This window comes from Sulfitobacter sp. 15WGC, assembly GCF_005068605.1.
GTDB lineage: Bacteria > Pseudomonadota > Alphaproteobacteria > Rhodobacterales > Rhodobacteraceae > Sulfitobacter > Sulfitobacter faviae.
This window is the reverse complement of record NZ_SZNL01000007.1, coordinates 109,542-126,553: the sequence shown is the minus strand read 5'-3', so window position 1 is coordinate 126,553 and position 17,012 is coordinate 109,542. Positions and strand designations below refer to the sequence as shown.

Here is a 17,012-nt window from a genome sequence, read left to right as displayed (position 1 = left end):
GCGAACATGTTAAACGTGTCTTGCTGCGCGATTGCTTGCGTTAGCCAAAACACTGGAGATAATGCGCCAACAGCAGGCAGGAGCGACGCCCATTTCACAGACATTCCGCCATCCCGACATCCTTGAAATCGCCCGGCGCGAAGGCAAAGTCACCGTCGATGGGCTGGCCGAACATTTCGGCGTGACCCATCAGACCATCCGCCGTGACCTTACGGAACTGGCCGACAGCGGTAAGCTTGAGCGGGTCCATGGCGGCGCGGTGCTGCCCTCGGGGGCCAGCAACATCGGCTATGCCGAGCGGCGCAATCTGCATGAAGAGGCCAAGAATCGCATCGCCCGCGCCTGCGCCGAACATATCCCCGACGGCTGTTCGGTTTTTCTAAATATCGGGACCAGTACCGAGGCCGTGGCCCGCGCCCTGCTTCACCACCGCGATCTGATGGTGGTGACGAACAACATGAACGTGGCCAATATTCTGGTCGACAATCCCGAATGCCGCATCGTGCTAACCGGCGGCGCACTGCGCCGGATGGACGGCGGTCTGGTCGGCAATCTAACGATCGAGACGATCCGCCAATTCAAATTCGACATCGCGGTGATCGGCTGTTCGGCAATGGACGCGGATGGTGATCTGCTCGACTTCGACATCGAAGAAGTCGGCGTCAGCCAATGTATCATCGCGCAGTCGCGCAAGACTTTTTTTGGTGACCGATCATTCCAAATTCAAACGCTCCGCCCCCGCGCGCATTGCCTCGGCGCGGGAGGTGGATATGTTCTTTACCGATCTGGCGCTGCCTGCGGGCCTTGCCGAGAAATGCAGCGGTTGGGAGACCGCGGTGGTCTATGCGCCGGAAGAGTGACCCCCGCCGCTAGGCGTCTGTCCATTCCCGCGCCCGGGGCTTGACCACGAGCGTCGGCTTGCAGGCTTTCAAAGCGTCGACGAAATGCTGGCTCCAGAGGTTCACATCCGTGGCCCGCACCTGCGCCATGCAGCTGGCATGGCGGCGCTTGCGCTCTTCCAGCGGCAAGGCGAGCGCGGTCTTGAGCGCTTCGCTCATGTCTTCGATGTCATAGGGGTTGACCTGAATCGCATCCGTCAGGTCCTCGGCAGCGCCGGCCATATGCGACAGGATCAGCACACCGGGGTCTTCGGGGTCCTGCGCGGCGACATATTCCTTGGCCACAAGGTTCATCCCATCGGCAAAGGGCGTCACGATCCCGACCCGCGCCCGGCGATAGAGACGGGCCAAAAGGTTGCGATCAAGGTTGCGGTGGATATAGCGCAGCGGGGTCCAGTCGATCTCTCCATGCTCCCCGTTCACGCGACCGACAAGCTCTTCCAACTCGTAGCGCAACTCGCGATAGGCAGCGACTTCCTCCCGGCTGGGCGGGGCGATTTGGACCATGCTCACCCGGCGTTCCCGCTCATCCCGGGTTTCGAGATAGCGGCCAAAGGCGCGGAAGCGGTTGGGCAGACCTTTGGAGTAATCCAGCCGGTCGACGCCGATCACGATGTCACCCGCCATATCGTCGGCCAGACGGTCCTGCGCGCTGCCGCCCTGCGCGGCCTTCACAAAGGTCTCCACGTCGATGCCGATGGGGAAAGACCGCAGCGCCACCGCGCGGGAGCCGCATTTGATCGTGCCATCCATTAGGAATTCGGAATCAGTTTCAGCCCGGAACATTTCAAGACAGCGGGCCACATCGGCGCGGGTTTGCAGGCCCACAAGGTCATAATCCGCCAGCCAATGCGCCAGATTGGCCTCCCGCGGGAGGGCGCCCATATCGCCCAAGGCGGGGAAGGGAATATGCAGGAAAAACCCGATCTTACCGGTGAAGCCCAGCTTGCGCAGCTCTGTGGCGAGGGGGAAGAAATGATAGTCGTGAACCCAGATCATATCGTCCGGCTCGGCCACCTCCATCACCTGCCGGGCAAGGCGCGCGTTGACGGCGCAATAGCCCCGCTCGAACCCGCGGTCGAGCTTGACCAGATCGCCGCGGCGGTGACAGACGGGCCAAAGCACCGAGTTCGAGAAGCCGAGGTAGAAATTCTTGTAATCTTCGGGGGTTAGGCTAAAGCTTAGCCGGGTGTAATTGCCCTGATCGCCATATTCGCTGAGACTGTTGGCGGGGGTTTCCGTGGTTTCGGGGTGCGACCCGATCCAAATGCCGCCGATCTTGCGCAGGGTTTCATGCAGCGCATAAACCAGCCCACCGGAAGGGGCGGCCTCCGATGGGATGCGATTTGAGATTACAATTAATCTGCCAGCCATTTTATGCCTCGGGAACAATCATTTTCGGTCGCCGAGCCTGATTAGGCGGAACGCCGACCACCACTAACGGTTTAATGGTTTAGGTCGGTAAAGGTTCCCAGCTTGAGCGCCTTTGGTCAAATCTTTTGCAGGTGCAGAATGGCCTAGGGCCGGAATTAATTTCTCAGCGCCCAAGAAAGAACCACGCGACCCCCACAGGCAGCAGCGACATCAGGATCATCGACAGGATCACCACCCGCCCGTCGCGCATCAGATAGCCGGCCGCGAAGATGGCGATCATCGCCGACGCGATGGAGCCGGAAGTGGGCACGACCTCCATGAAGGGCATGAACATCGAGAGGGCCATCACCATGAACAGGGGCAGGTAAATCCACGGGCGGTGCAGGATGAAGGTCGAGCGCTCATGCAGATAGCGGTCCACGAAATCCACCGGGCGGCGCAGCCATCGCACCCCCTCGCGGAGTTTCTTCGCGGCGATGTCGCGGCGCATGACGAAACCGGGCAGCCAGAGGCTGTCGCGGCCAAAGATCATCTGCACCACCAGAAACAGCACCACCAATCCGATGAAAGCCGTGATCCCCGGAATGCCGCTGGCGGGTGAGGTTGAGATCAGGCTGAAAGCAAGAATAGTCGAGGCAAAGGAATGTTTGCCCAGACAATCAATGATCTCTTCCACGGTGATTTGCCGATCCGCGCCGCCGGAAAGATGCTCCATTTCATCTAGGACGCCGCTGAGGGTTGGCCGACCTGTATCGCTCATGAAATTCTGGTCCTTCTAACGTCGGGCGACAGCGCTACTCATGTTAACAGCGCTACTCATGTTAACAATGCGTGAGCGCGGTGAAAGTTCGCCCGAATTGTCAATTCAAGTTCACGTCTTCGCGCGCAGAAAGGCCAGCAGCCCCCGTTCGGCTTGGGTCATATCGTCGATATCGGGCGGGTCCGGCAAGTCTTGCGGGGTCTGGCAAAGTTCGATCACCTGCGGATGGATATAGCTGTTACGCGCGATGGTGGGCGTGTTGTGCAGCCGTTCGGCGGCGGCTTCGGCCATGGCTTTGATGCTGGGCTTGTCCTCTTTCAGCGCCACGTCGAAGGCGGCGACGGACCCGGCCCAAGTGCGAAAGGTCTTGGCCGAGAAGCCTTCGGTGCCAGCGGCCTCGGCGATGTAATCGTTCAGCGCGGTGGAGGTCAGACTGCGCGGCTGCCCCTCCTCGTCGAGCCATGTCAGCAGGTCCGCGCCGGGCAGGTCGCGAATTTTCTCCAGCGCACGCATCAGGGTGCGGTTGGCGATCTGGCGGCGGACCCGTTTGCCGCCCTTCGCCATGAAAGACGCCTGCAACTTCCCATCGCGCAGGACCAGATGCCGCCGTTTCAGGGTCAGCGTGCCATAGGTCCGGTTGGTTTCAGCATAGACCTGATTGCCGACGCGCAGCGACAGCCGGTCGATCATCGCCACGGCGGCGGCCAGCGCAAAATCACGTTCGCCCAACTCCTCCTTGAGATCACGGCGCACGCGGCGGCGGATGCGCGGCAGGGTCTCGGCAAACTCGGGCAGGCTTGCGTATTTCTCCTGCGCCTGCGCCTCGGACCAAAGCGGATGGTAACGGTATTGCTTGCGGCCCCGCGCATCGAAGCCGGTCGCCTGAAGGTGACCGTTGTCATAGGGGCTGATCCAGACCCGCTCATATGCCGGGGGCACGGCCAGTTTCACCAGCCGCGCCCGCTCGGCCTTGTCCTTGATGCAGCGGCCATCGGGCGCGTGATAGGAAAAACCCCGCCCGCAGCGCCGCCGAGCGATGCCGGGTTTGCTGTCGGGGTAGTACCTGAGCGTCGACGGTGCGGTCATCTGGGGTTCCGATTGCGATAGGCGGGGTGGCGTCTGGGGCCTGCCCCCGTTTTGATCAACGCGGGCGCATCGGCTGGGTTCCCGCGGCGCACATCGCGCATCTCTGCGCAGTTGCAGCATAAATCCGTTGATTTCGCTGCGCTGGCGCATAGGTTTCTGGGGGAACGCCCGTGCAACGAAACGGATAGACCGGCCCCTATGGATAGCACCACCCTGTCGCCCCGCAATCTGCCGCCCGTGATCCCGGTCGAGCGCCATGCGTTCTTCCTTGATCTCGACGGCACGCTCGCCCCCATTGTCGACAACCCCGAAGACGCCTGTCTGCCGGAGGCGACCCGCCATCTGCTGACCCGTCTCGTCGCAAAGACCGATGGGGCGGTGGCGGTGATCTCTGGCCGGGCCATGGCGGATGTGGACCGTATCTTGGGCGCGCTGCGCCTGCCGGTCTCGGGATCGCATGGGCTGGAGCTGCGGCTCAGCACCGCGGACGATCACGCGCCGGAGCAGAGCGCGGGCATCCCCACCCCGGTCATCGACCGGGTCGAGGAATTCGCCGTGCTGCATGGGGTAACATCCGAGCGCAAGCCCGGCGCGATCGCGCTGCATTACCGCAAGGCCCCGGATCAAGAAGACGCCTGTCGCGGCTTCGTCGATACGCTGGTCGGCGAAGACTCCAGCCTGCGCGGTCTGCATGGCAAGATGGTCAGCGAGGTCGCCTTGAAAGGTGTCGACAAGGGCGGCGCAGTGGCGCGGTTCATGGCCTCTCCCGCCTTTGCGGACCGCCTGCCCGTGATGGTCGGCGATGACGTGACGGATGAAGACGGCTTTCGCGCGGCGCAGGCCATGGGTGGCTTTGGCATCAAGATCGGCCAAGGCCCGACCGAAGCCCAACATCGCATCGAAGACGTGGCCGGTTTTGCCGATTGGCTGGAAGAGATTTTGCGCTGATCCGGCCCGCCCGGCAGGCGCATCATGAATAGAAAAGAGGGACTTATGGATCTGGGTGTCATCGGGAATTGCGCGGTTGCGGCGCTGGTCAGCCGCGAAGGGGCCATCAACTGGTTCTGCCTGCCGCGTTTCGACGGCGATCCGGTTTTTCATAGCCTGATGGGCCATGGCGCGGGCCAAGAGGGCGACGGGGAATTTGCCGTCGAACTCGAAGACATGACCGAGAGCGAGCAGAGCTATCTGCCCAATACCGCGATCCTGCGCACCGTGTTGCGCAGCCCCAAAGGCGCGGTCGAGATTGTCGACTTCTGCCCCCGTTTCACCGCCTATGGCCGCAGCTTTCGCCCGCAGATGCTGGTGCGGCAGGTGCGGCGTATCGAAGGCTCTCCCCGTGTGCGGATGCGGCTGAAGCCGCGCTTTCAATGGGGGGAAGTGGCCCCCACCCTCACCCGCGGCTCCAACCATGTGCGTTTCGTCGGGCCAGAGCAGAACATGCGCCTGACCACCGATGCGCCGATTGATCATGTGCTCGACGGGCGGATGATCAATCTCGAAGGTGAGATGACCTTCATCCTCGGCCCCGATGAGACCCTGTCGGACAGCCCTGAGCAGATCGGCACCACCTTCCGCACCAAGACGACCCGCTATTGGCAGCGCTGGACCCAGCGTTTGGCGATCCCTTTCGAGTGGCAGGAGGCCGTCATCCGCGCCGCGATCACGTTGAAACTGTGCAGCTACGAGGCCACGGGCGGGGTGATCGCCGCGATCACCACCTCGCTGCCCGAAGCACCGGATTCTGGGCGCAACTGGGATTACCGCTATTGCTGGGTCCGCGATGCGTTTTTCACCGTGCGCGCCCTCAACAGCCTCGCCGCCACCCGCACGCTGGAACATTATTTCCAATGGCTGATGAACGCCGTGGCCGATGCCGAGGGCGGGCATATCCAGCCGGTGCTGGGGCTGGGGCTTGAGACGGCGCTGACCGAACGTATCTCGCCTAGTCTACAGGGATTTCGTGGCATGGGTCCGGTGCGGATCGGCAATCAGGCGCATGAGCATTTCCAGCATGACACCTATGGCAATATCATCCTCGGCGCCGCCCCGGCATTTTTCGATCACCGGCTGCCGATGAACACCGGGCGCACCGCCTATGAGCAGTTGGAGCCGCTCGGCGAACAGGCCTGGGAGCTGCACGACCAGCCCGATGCGGGCATCTGGGAATTGCGCAGCCGGGCGCGGATTCACACCTCGTCGTCGTTGATGTGCTGGGCCGCCTGCGACCGTCTGGCCAAGATCGCACGGCATCTGAAATTGGACGACCGCGCCGCCCTTTGGGCCGAGCGGGCCAAGGTGATCCGCGACAAGATCCTCGACAACGCATGGTCCGAGGAACGCGGCGCCTTTGTCGAAAGCTTCGGCGGCAGCACCCTCGACGCGAGCGTTTTGCTGATGGGCGAGGTCGGCTTTCTGCCGCCGAAAGACCCGCGATTCATCGCCACGGTCGAACGTCTTTCCGAAGTGCTGGGCCGCGGCCCCTTCATGTTGCGATACGAAGAGGCTGATGATTTCGGCGTGCCGGAGGTGGGCTTTAACGTCTGCGCCTTCTGGCGCATCGACGCGCTGGCGCGGATTGGCCGCGAAGAGGAAGCGCGCAAACTGTTCGAAGAGCTGCTGGAGGCGCGCAACCACCTTGGCCTGATGTCCGAAGACACCGCTTTTGCCACTGGTGAGGGCTGGGGCAACTTCCCCCAGACCTACTCCATGGTCGGCATCATCAACGGCGCCATGCGCCTGTCGCGCCGGTGGGAGGCCGAACTTTAACGCGCAAGCAGCAGCCGCAGCCCCAAAAGCCCCAGCACAGCCGAGGCGATGCGGTCGAAATAGACCTTCGCGTGCAGGTAGCCTTGGCTGACGGCAGGGCGGCTCATGCCGAAGGCCAATGCGGTGTAGAAGGCCAGTTCGATGATCAGGTGATTGGCGACGATCAAGAGGTTCTCGCTCAGCCGCATCCCTTCGGGGAAGATGACGACCAGCACCGCGGCGGCGAAAAGCACCGATTTGGGGTTCAGGATATTGATCATCAGCCCCTGCCGAAACGCATGGCGGGCGGGTGTCACCGTGCTTGTCACCGGTGCCCGCGCCCCGCGCCACATGCCGTAGGCCACATAGAGCAGGTAGGCTGCGCCCACGGTTTTCACGATGGCATAGGCCCATGGGAAGGCGAGGAAGACGGCCTCCAACCCCAAGAGCGCGGCGAGGGTCCAGAACGACGCCACAAGGCCGAGGCCAGCCCCCACGGCAACGCCCGCCTGCCGCCCCGAACTCAGCGTCGTTTTCAACGCGATCAGAAAGGCCGGGCCGGGGCTGAGGATCGACGCGATGAGCGCGATGTTGAAGGCGATGAGATGTGATAGTTCCATGGCAGCGGTCCCCTTGACTGCGCCCAGCTAGGCGCGGTGCTGACCTTTGGTCAACTGCGATGCGGGCGCCGGAGGCCGCTCTGCGCATGATCCGCCCCGCGACCGCTTAGAAAACGGGCATCTCACACGAAGGATCGAACGGTCGCGATGGCCCCGTCGAGCGCCTTGCCATCCGCATCCTGCAACGCCGCCTCGCGCAGCCGCGCGATCCACTCCGCCGCGTCGTCACGCCCGCGCAGCAGGTCGACGGCATTCATCACCCGGTCGAACTTCCCCAGACCCCGCGCGTGGGTGTCAGAATAGCCCTTGATCAGGCGGCGGCATTTCAACAACTCCACGGCAAGGACGTAGTCACTCTCCACCTCGGCCAAACAACGGCGCAGCCAGTTCTCCAGATGCGCGACCTCGAGGGCATGGCGGTGGGTGCGCAACCGGTAGCCCTTCAGGCCGCCGAGGAAATGCAGCATCAGGAAGGCGGGCAGCCGGTCGGTGCGCAGACGGCGGCCCTTGTCGAACCAGCGGTTCAGCCGGGCCATCCACGTCTCGCTCGCCTCCACCTTAGCGCCGAGCCGCGCGGGCATGAGCCCCGCGATCTCTTCGGCGCGGGGGTGGAAATATTCGGTCAGTTGCAGCAGGTTCTCGTCGCCCGCGCGCATCTCTTGACGGATGTGCGACAGACGCGGGGCGCGGGTCTTGAGGTCCGCCACGCGGATGATGTCGTCATAGGCCATGGCATTGGCGATGTATTTCGCCGCCGCCGCCGAGAGCGCCCAGCCCTGCGCGGCATCATCGCGGGCCAACACGGTATCGAGCCGGTCGAGATACAGCGCGCCATAGGCGCAGTCCTGAAAGTTCACCACCTTGGCCAGCCCGGCGAGCGCGAGGTCCCGCACCGGCTCGGGCAGGCGGTCGGCCCGGTCCACCAGCGCGGCCCATTCGGCCTGCAACTTCTCCGGCCCGACGAGGCTGAACGGTTTGATCTCTTCCTCGGGGGTCTGCGGTGTTTCGGGCAGCTTGCCCTGCGCCGCGTCAAAGCCCACGGCGAAGGCGCGCAGCGAGGGCTCCACCCCCTTGCCGCCGGCACGGATCGCATTCTCATAGGCCTCACGTGGAAACGGCAGCGCGCCGGAGCCTGCAAGCGCGCCGAAGAGCGAGGCCGAGATGACCGAACCCGCGCCGACGGCCAGCCCCTCCATATCTTCAAGCACCAGCTTATGCGCCGCGATCTCGGCCGCCGCGCGGACTTCATCGGCGTCGGCGATGCCGTCGCCGGGTGCCATCTTCTCGCTCACCGCCAGCGCGCGGTGGGTCGAGCCGATCAGCGTCGTCCGGTCCGGCGTCACGAAGCCGCGCATCACGGCGCGGCCCACTTCCATCATCTCGGCGGCGACCAGCACGTCCACGTCGCCCGCCGCCGGGGCCAGCGCGAAGACCGGGTCCAGCGCGCCCTTGGGGGCCATTTCGACGTAGTAGATCGTGGCCCCCGTGCGCTGCGCCACGCCGGCGACCGAGGTCGCCTGACAAACGTAGCCCTCGGCCCGGGCCATCGCCTCGATCCAGCCGGTGAGCACGCCGCCCCCCTGCCCGCCCACGGCCATGACGGCAAGCTTGATGATCTTCTCGACCCGCGCATCGGGGGTCTTTTGCGGCAGCACCATGTTCATGTCGCCACTCCTTCGTTGCGCAGCCGTTTCGCATCGCGTCGGTCTTGCAACCAGCGAATGATTTGGCCGGTCTTTTCGGCCCGCCAACGCTCGAACTTCGTCGGGTTGTGCACCACGTCGGCCTGATAGAAGGACGGGCAGAGCACGGCGGTATCCGCCACCTCACCACAGTTGCCGCAGCCGACGCAGGTCTGGTCGATATGCGCCACCGGGTCGTCGCGCAGCGGATCATCGAGCCGTTTCAGCGACAGCGAGGGACAGCCCGAGAGACGGATACAGGCGTGATCGCCGGTGCAGACATCCGCATCGACGCCAAAGCGCGGCACCTCCATGCGGCGGCCGTCCCTAATCGCCTGATTGCGTTTCGGCTTCTCGCGGCGCTGCTTGTTGAGCATGCATTCCGAGGAGGCCACGATGACCTTCGGCCCCTTGTAATCGGTGGTCAGCGCCTCGCGCAGAACCTCGCGCAGCTTGCCCACGTCATAGGTCCGGTCGATCTGGCGCACCCATTCCACGCCGACGCCCTTGAGCGCCTTGGAGATCGGGTTGTTCGTGCTTTTCGTGTCGTTATGCGCGCGCGACGACATCACGTCCTGCCCGCCGGTGGCGGCGGAATAGTAGTTGTCGACGATCACCGCGACGCTGTCGGACTTGTTGAACACCATGTTGCCGATGGAGGTCGACAGACCATTGTGCCAAAACCCCCCGTCGCCCAAGATCGAGATCACCCGCTTGTCGCCGCCGCCATCAAAGGCCGCATTGGAGGCGGGGCCGAGGCCATAGCCCATGGTCGAGCCGCCGATCTCGAAGGGCGGCAGGCAGCCGAAGAGATGGCAACCGATGTCGCCGGTGATCTGGTGCTTGCCCAATTCCTGCTCGGTCAGTTTCATCGCCGCGAAGATCGGGCGTTCGGGGCAGCCGGTGCAGAAGCCCGGCGGGCGGATCGGCACGGTTTGCGACAGGTCCGGGATCGCGGGCGCCTCGGCATTGGGCGCGCGCACGGCACCGGGCAGCATCTCGGGCGCCGCGATCTTGAGGAAGGCCGCCAGACCATCCAGCAGCACCTGCCCGGTGTATTCCCCGGCCATCGGCAGCACGTCCTTGCCGTGCAGCTTCACCCGGCGGTCGAGCTTGTAGAGGTAGGAGCCAAGCTGCTGTTCGATGTGGTCGGGCTGGCCTTCCTCGACCACCAGCACATGCTCCTTGCCCGCGCAGAAGTCGTCGAATTCATCGCGCAAAAGCGGGTAGGTGACGTTCAGCACGTAGAGCGGCACCTCGGTCTGGCCGTGTATGTCGGCGAGCCCCAGCCGCTGCAATGCCCGGATGACAGAATTATACATGCCGCCCTGCACCACCATGCCCAGGGGCGCCTTCTCGGGGCCGAAGAATTCGTTGAGCTTGTTGTCGCGGATGAATGTCTCCGCGGCCGGCCAGCGGTTCTCGATCTTGTCCTTCTCGTGGAGGTAGGACATCGGCGGCAGCACCACGCGGTTGAAATCCGACTGCGGGTTCGCCGCCGCTTCGGCCACGGTGAGCGGCGGGCGCTGGTTGTCGCGGGTCTCGAAACTGCCCGTGACGTGGCAGGACCGGATGCGCACCATCAGCATGACCGGGGTGTTGCTGGCCTCGGACAGCTCGAACCCGTCCTTCACCGCCTTGGTGATCGAGGGCAGGTTCGGGCGCGGGTCGAGCATCCAGAACTGCGATTTCATGGCAAAGCCGTGGCTGCGCTCCTGCATGATCGAGGAGCCTTCGCCGTAGTCCTCGCCCACGATCACCAGCGCGCCGCCGGTCACGCCCGACGAGCTGAGGTTCGCGAGCGCGTCCGAGGCCACGTTGACCCCCACCGGCCCCTTGAAGGTCACCGCCCCCCGGATCGGATAGTGAACGGACGCAGCCAGCATCGCCGCCGCCGCGGCCTCGGAAGCATTGGCCTCAAAGCGCACGCCCAGCTCGCCCATCAGCTCCTCGGCGTCGGCCAGCACGTCCATCAGGTGGCTGATCGGCGCACCCTGATAGCCGCCGACGTAGCCCACGCCGTTCTCCAAGAGCGCCTTGGTGATCGCAAGGATGCCCTCGCCGGTGAAGACGTCGCCGTCTCCCTTGCGCAGATGTTCCACCTCTGCCTTGAACGAACGTTCGGCCATCGGACCCTCTCAGAAATCGTGTTTTCGAATGTTGCGCAGCATGGTCTGCAAGGTGGCCACAAAGGCCGCCTTCTCCTCGGTACCGATGCCCTTGAACATCGCCTCATAGGCCTGCGCCATATGCGGCCAGAGCCGCGCATATGCCTCGCGCCCCTGATCGGTCAGGTAGACCCGCGTGGCGCGGCTGTCGTTGGCATCGGTCTCGCGCCGGACCAGACCGTCGCGCACCAGCGCGTCGAGCGCGCGGCTCAGCGTCGATTGCTGCACCACCGCGTAAACCGCCAACTCGCGGATCAGGATGCCGTCGGTCACCGACAGCACCGCGAGCGAGCGCATCTGCGGCGTGGTCAGGCCAAGTGCCGCCATCTCCGCCGACAGGGCGGCATTGTACCGCCCCATGATCCGGTTCATCAGATAGGGCGCGAAGTTATCGAGCCCCATCCGATCCAGCGGCGCGTTCTCGGCCCCGGAAGGTGGTGTATCCGTCACCGATCAGCCCTTCGGCACCAGTGCCAGCGCCCGAATGGGGCTGCCGGTGCCGTTCTTGATCTTCAACGGCGCGGCGATCAGGATCGCCCCCTTCGGCGGCAGTTTGTCGAGGTTGGCCAGTGACGCCAGACCAAAACAATTGTTCTTATGCAGCAGGTTATGCGCCGGATAGGGCGGCTCCATCCCGCCCGCTTGCCCCGCATCGGTGCCGATGCACTGCGTGCCCCAGCCGACGATCTTCTTCTCCATCAGGTACTGGATCGCATCCGGGGTCGGCCCGGGGCTGTGCGGCCCGGTCTCATCGGCGTTGAGGAACCGCGCCTCGTCATCGACGCGCGCGTCCCAATCGGTGCGCATGACGACCCATTCGCCTTCGCCGATCTCACCATACTCGGCTTCCCATTCCTTGATGCCCTTGGCATCAAGCAGGAAATCCGTGTCTTCCTGCGCCTGCTGAGAGCAGTCGATCACATTGACCGGGGCGACCAGACGCTGCACGTCGAGCGTATCAGTGAAGCCGTCGTCGTAATCCTTGCCGGTGATCCAATGATGCGGCGCGTCGAAATGCGTGCCCGAATGTTCACCCAGCACCATCCAGTTCCAGGCAAAGAAGGGGCCGTCTTCGTCATACTCGCTGATCTTGTGAATCTCGACCTTCGGCGTCGGCTTGGCGAAATCGGCGGGCAGTTGCAGGATCGGCGTATCCGGCCCCAAAACGCCTGAGCAATCGACGACCTCAACCCCGCCCGAGGCGAGCATCGCGCCGAAATCACGCATTAAATCCGTAGCACTCATTTCAATTAATCTCCCTCAAATGGCGCACCCACTCCCGATGCGTTGTCCCTGCAAAGATGCTAGTCACATTTATATGCGTTTGCAATTATCTTCTTCGAAAGGCTTGCTACGAACGCAAAAGGCCCGCCGCAAATGCGACGGGCCTGCCCAGCCGGGGAGAGGTGGCTAAGGAGATTAAGCGGCGTATTCGGCGACCGCCCCGCCCTGCTGGCTCCAATCGGCATACCATGTGCGGAAAAGCTTATACTGCGCCTCGGCATAGCCGCGCTGGCTGTCGGTCAGCGCGTCGGTCTCATTAAAATGCAATGCATATTCCGCATGGCCTTCGAGCACCATCAGATGCTTATAATAAAGCACGAGGTCCGGCCCCTCGTCGAAGGAGGACAGAACACCAAGGGCCGCATCAAGCTCCTGTGCCCGCTGGCGCGCTTCGGCATCGCCCGCTGCCGCAGCTTGGCTGAGGGCAACCAGATGCAACACTTCGCGCGGCAGCACATTGCCGATCCCGGTGATCGCGCCAGTTGCGCCGCAATTGACAAAACCGTGGAAGACGGTGGTATCCACACCGATCATCAGCGTGACCTCATCATCCCGGCTGGTGATGTTCTCCGCCGCATAGCGCAGATCATCCGCGCCGCCGAACTCCTTGAAGCCGACAAGGTTGGAATGTTCGGCCCGCAGCGCAAAGAACAGATCGGCCCGGGTGGCGAAACCGTAATAGGGGCTGTTGTAGATCACGGCAGGAAGCTCAGGCGCCGCCGAGAGAACCTTTTTGAAGTGATCCTTCTGCGCGGCAACCGAGGTGCCGCGCGACAGGATGCGGGGGATCAACATCAGCCCCTTTGCGCCAACCTTTTGCGCATGGGCCGCATGTTCGGCGGCCAGCTTCGTATTCACGGCCCCCGTGCCCACAACCACCGGCACGCCCGCCTCAACAAGGCGCTCGACGCCTTCCATCCGCTCTGCATCGGTCAGCAGCGGCCAATCACCCATGGACCCACAGTAGACCACCGCGCTCATCCCATCGGCGATCAGCTTTTCGCCCATACGCACCAAAGCGTCGAAGTCAGGTTTCCGGTCTTCGGTGCAGGGGGTCATCAGGGCCGGGATGCAGCCGGAAAAAATCGAAGGGGTCATATATCTCTCCATCATAGAAACCGGCCGCGATACCGCCGGGCTTGGCTGCATCTTAGCTATTGTATTTTATTTGTCGACATAAAATCTGCACAGCCCCTATGACGGCCCGATAAAGGCGCGTTTACCTATAATTAAAGGTCGATCTGCTGCCGCCGATCCCGCGAAATCAGCGCCTGAATCTGCCGCACGATCTGATCCGCATGGGTCGCGGCCAAAGAATCCGCTAGGCCGATGTCGCGCGCCTCGATGGCCGCGATCAGATCCTCATGCTCCTGCACATACTCACTGGGAAGCTGATCGTCGAAGGACTGGTAATACATCCGCAGCAACCGGCGCCCTTCATCCAAAAGCCGCAGACAAAGCGATTCGTAATAGGGGTTTCGCCCCGCCCGGGCGATCTCGGCATGGAACTCCCGGTTCGTCGCGATCATCGACAGCGCGTCCTGTGCCGACACGGCCTTGGCGAACTCCACCTGCCGCGCGCGAATATTGGCCATATCCGCCGGCGTATGAAACTGCGCCGCAAGACGCGTGGTGACACGGTACATCAATGTCATCGCGTCAAAGAAAGTGTGCAGGTTCATGAAGTCGATATTCGACACCACGGTCGAACGGTTTGGCAGCGTGGTCACCAACCCCTCGCTAGCCAACCGCACCAAAGCCTCGCGGATCGGCGTGCGCGACATCGACAGCCGCTCGGAAAGACGAATCTCGTCAATCGGACTGCCCGGCAAGAGGGTCAGATCGAGTATCTCATCGCGCAGGATGGAATAGACAAATTGCGCCCCGGACCCGCGCTTGCGTTCCGCCGTTTTAGGTTTGCTGGTCATGCGGGGATGCCGCCCTTTCGATGTTCATGGCTCCCCCTCGATAAAGCAACAAATCCCCCGCCCTACAATAGCGCTATAGCCCCCAAAGCGCGCCACCCCCCTTCATTTCATCCTTTCTCAAATACCTTCCGCACTCTCCCCAAGCGCCACCCCGCGCCAACCGCGCACCCAACCGCCGCAACAAATCGCCCAAAAATCAGGCGCCAACGCCGATATATCAGGCACAATTCCCGCCAAAAGACTGACCTCAAATGGCTTTTTCAAAAACTGCAATCGCCGGATTGACAGCAAGAAAGTTGCAACCGCATACTCGACCAATCTGATATTGGTTCAAGAAAGCGGTCCATTGCCCAGCCCCGACACCGGTCCCGACAAGGTTTTGCTCGAAGTGCGCGACTTCAGCCTGCGCTTTCGCGGCGCGCCGAGCGACCAGATCAACCATGTGAATTTTACCGTCCACCCGGGCAAGACGCTCTGCGTCGTCGGGGAAAGCGGTTGTGGGAAAAGCGTGACCTCGCTGGCGATGATGGGCTTGCTGCCGGCCGGTGCGGCGACCATCCGCTCGGGCGAGATGGTTTTCGAAGGTCAGAAGCTCGACATCGCCGACCACACTGCCATGCGCAAGCTGCGCGGCAGTCGGATGACAATGATTTTTCAAGAGCCCATGACCTCGCTCAACCCCGCCTTCCGCATCGGCGACCAGATCACCGAAGCCGTGCTGGCCCATAGCGACGCCAGCAAGTCCGAGGCTGAGGACAAGGCGCTGGCGATCCTCAAGCGGGTCGGCATTCCGGCGGCAGAAAAGCGAATGCGCGACTACCCGCATCAACTCTCCGGCGGCATGCGCCAGCGGGTGATGATCGCCATGGCCTTGGTCAACGACCCCGCGCTCTTGATCGCGGATGAGCCGACGACCGCCCTCGACGTGACCATTCAGGCGCAGATCCTCGAATTGATCCGCGACCTTCAGGCCGAGACCGATATGGGCACGATCATGATCACCCATGACCTTGGCGTGGTGGCCGAAATCGCGGATACCGTGGCCGTCATGTACGCGGGCACGATCGTCGAAACCGGCCCTGCGGAACGCATCTTTAACGACCCGCAGCACCCCTACACGATCGGCCTCATGTCCTCGATCCCGCAACTCAGCGGTCCGCGTGGACGGTTGGCGACCGTGCCGGGCATGGTGCCGACGACGCAGAACATGCCCCAAGGCTGCCGTTTTGCCACGCGTTGCCCCTTCGCCCAGCCCATCTGCGCGCAGGAGCCGCCGCTTGCGCCGCTGGAGGGGGGGCATGCCGTGGCCTGCCATTTCGCCCCGCTGGAGACACATCTGGAGCAGAGCGCATGAGTGACACAATCCTGACAGCGCGCGGGCTGAAGAAACATTTCAAAACCTCGGGCGGCGGATTGGCCAAAGGGGCCACGGTCAAGGCGGTCGATGACGTTTCCTTTGACGTGCGCCGGGGCGAGACCTTTGCCATCGTCGGCGAATCCGGTTGCGGCAAATCGACCCTTGCGCGGCTGCTGATGCGCTTGCTGACGCCGACCGAGGGCGATGTGAAGTTCGACGGGGCGGATGTGCGCAGCCTTTCGGGGCGCGATCTGACCGCCCTGCGCCGGGACATGCAGTTCATCTTTCAAGACCCCTTCTCATCGCTCAACCCGCGCATGAGCGTCGGCAAGCTGGTCGGTGAGCCGCTGGAGACCCATTTCCCCCAGATGTCCGCTGCCGAGCGGCGCGGCAAAGTGGCCGAACTGCTGGCCAAGGTCGGTTTGCGCCCCGAACATGCCGAACGCTACCCGCATGAATTCTCGGGCGGCCAGCGGCAGCGAATCGGGATCGCGCGGGCGCTGGCCTCGGCCCCGAAACTGGTGATCGGGGATGAGCCGGTCTCGGCCCTCGACGTTTCGGTACAGGCGCAGGTGATCAACCTGCTTGGCGATCTGCGCGATGAATTGGGGCTCACCTTGGTCATCATCGCCCATGACCTCGCCGTGATCCGCCATATGAGCGACCGTGTGGCGGTGATGTATCTGGGGCAAATCGTCGAACAGGGCGATGTCGACACGGTCTATAACCATCCGCGCCACCCCTATACCCGCGCGCTCTTGTCGGCCATTCCGGTGGCCGCCCATGGCGCGCGCGCGCCGCAGACCGCACTTGAGGGTGAGATGCCCAGCCCGGCGAACCCGCCCGCAGGCTGCCGCTTCCACACCCGCTGCCCCTTTGCCAAAGAACGCTGCGCGAGCGAGCCGCCCTCATTGCGCGAGACCCGCGCGGGCGAGGGCCATGTCGCCGCCTGCCATTACTTCGAAGAGATCGCCGCCGCCACGCCGGACCTCGGCCTTGCCGATGCGCCCGAACGTGCCCCCGGGGCCGCCGCGCGCTTTGCGCTTTACCAAGACGCCATGCGGGACCGGACCACGCTCCGCCCCCGCCAAAACCAAGAATAACAG

General features: G+C 63.4%; 14 protein-coding genes and 1 pseudogene. 5 read left to right on the top strand and 10 right to left on the bottom strand.

What is annotated here, in order from left to right; genetic code table 11:
* The first annotated feature begins 91 nt into the window (after window positions 1–91).
* Window positions 92–860 (top strand): annotated as a pseudogene (locus tag FCK22_RS08015) (DeoR/GlpR family DNA-binding transcription regulator).
* Window positions 861–869: 9 nt separating this feature from the next.
* Here the strand turns inward: FCK22_RS08015 and FCK22_RS08010 are convergent.
* The 3 genes from FCK22_RS08010 to FCK22_RS08000 all read right to left on the bottom strand — a co-directional run bounded on the left by FCK22_RS08010 (window position 870) and on the right by FCK22_RS08000 (window position 4,119).
* Entirely contained in the window at window positions 870–2,273 is a 1,404-nt protein-coding gene (locus tag FCK22_RS08010) for a trehalose-6-phosphate synthase (protein ID WP_067268466.1), read from the bottom strand.
* Window positions 2,274–2,436: 163 nt separating this feature from the next.
* Complete coding sequence (locus FCK22_RS08005; protein ID WP_067268470.1) at window positions 2,437–3,033, bottom strand: exopolysaccharide biosynthesis protein; 597 nt, start codon at window positions 3,031–3,033, stop codon at window positions 2,437–2,439.
* Window positions 3,034–3,144: 111 nt separating this feature from the next.
* Window positions 3,145–4,119, bottom strand: coding sequence for a DNA topoisomerase IB (locus tag FCK22_RS08000; RefSeq protein ID WP_067268471.1), 975 nt, complete (start codon window positions 4,117–4,119; stop codon window positions 3,145–3,147).
* 198 nt (window positions 4,120–4,317) lie between these two features.
* Here FCK22_RS08000 and otsB point away from each other — a divergent pair, with 198 nt between their 5' ends.
* Together otsB and FCK22_RS07990 are read left to right on the top strand one after the other, a co-directional pair.
* Window positions 4,318–5,067 (top strand): trehalose-phosphatase, encoded by a 750-nt coding sequence (gene otsB / locus FCK22_RS07995; RefSeq protein ID WP_082852176.1) that lies wholly within the window; start codon window positions 4,318–4,320, stop codon window positions 5,065–5,067.
* Between the two features lie 45 nt (window positions 5,068–5,112).
* Window positions 5,113–6,888 carry a glycoside hydrolase family 15 protein gene (locus FCK22_RS07990; protein ID WP_067268473.1) on the top strand — a complete coding sequence of 592 codons (1,776 nt, stop codon included), beginning with the start codon at window positions 5,113–5,115 and terminating at the stop codon, window positions 6,886–6,888.
* Here the strand turns inward: FCK22_RS07990 and FCK22_RS07985 are convergent.
* The 7 genes from FCK22_RS07985 to FCK22_RS07955 all read right to left on the bottom strand — a co-directional run bounded on the left by FCK22_RS07985 (window position 6,885) and on the right by FCK22_RS07955 (window position 14,549).
* Window positions 6,885–7,487: a LysE family transporter gene (locus FCK22_RS07985; RefSeq protein ID WP_067268474.1), complete on the bottom strand. Its 603-nt coding sequence runs from the start codon at window positions 7,485–7,487 to the stop codon at window positions 6,885–6,887. The genes FCK22_RS07990 and FCK22_RS07985 overlap by 4 nt on opposite strands.
* Window positions 7,488–7,609: 122 nt before the next feature.
* Complete coding sequence (locus FCK22_RS07980; protein ID WP_067268476.1) at window positions 7,610–9,151, bottom strand: indolepyruvate oxidoreductase subunit beta family protein; 1,542 nt, start codon at window positions 9,149–9,151, stop codon at window positions 7,610–7,612.
* Window positions 9,148–11,298 (bottom strand): indolepyruvate ferredoxin oxidoreductase subunit alpha, encoded by a 2,151-nt coding sequence (locus FCK22_RS07975; protein WP_067268477.1) that lies wholly within the window; start codon window positions 11,296–11,298, stop codon window positions 9,148–9,150. Before FCK22_RS07975 ends, FCK22_RS07980 begins: the two co-directional genes overlap by 4 nt.
* Window positions 11,299–11,307: 9 nt before the next feature.
* Window positions 11,308–11,787: a MarR family transcriptional regulator gene (locus FCK22_RS07970; RefSeq protein WP_231886456.1), complete on the bottom strand. Its 480-nt coding sequence runs from the start codon at window positions 11,785–11,787 to the stop codon at window positions 11,308–11,310.
* Between the two features lie 3 nt (window positions 11,788–11,790).
* Window positions 11,791–12,564, bottom strand: a complete 774-nt coding sequence (locus tag FCK22_RS07965) for a cyclase family protein (protein WP_248646471.1) — start codon at window positions 12,562–12,564, stop codon at window positions 11,791–11,793.
* A gap of 192 nt (window positions 12,565–12,756) precedes the next feature.
* Entirely contained in the window at window positions 12,757–13,719 is a 963-nt protein-coding gene (locus FCK22_RS07960; protein ID WP_067268481.1) for a dihydrodipicolinate synthase family protein, read from the bottom strand.
* A gap of 131 nt (window positions 13,720–13,850) precedes the next feature.
* Window positions 13,851–14,549: a GntR family transcriptional regulator gene (locus FCK22_RS07955; protein ID WP_067268483.1), complete on the bottom strand. Its 699-nt coding sequence runs from the start codon at window positions 14,547–14,549 to the stop codon at window positions 13,851–13,853.
* A 346-nt stretch (window positions 14,550–14,895) separates the two neighbouring features.
* Here FCK22_RS07955 and FCK22_RS07950 point away from each other — a divergent pair, with 346 nt between their 5' ends.
* Window positions 14,896–15,903, top strand: coding sequence for an ABC transporter ATP-binding protein (locus FCK22_RS07950; protein ID WP_067268484.1), 1,008 nt, complete (start codon window positions 14,896–14,898; stop codon window positions 15,901–15,903).
* Complete coding sequence (locus FCK22_RS07945; protein WP_067268486.1) at window positions 15,900–17,009, top strand: dipeptide ABC transporter ATP-binding protein; 1,110 nt, start codon at window positions 15,900–15,902, stop codon at window positions 17,007–17,009. The genes FCK22_RS07950 and FCK22_RS07945 overlap by 4 nt, the downstream gene beginning before the upstream one ends.
* Window positions 17,010–17,012 lie beyond the last annotated feature (3 nt).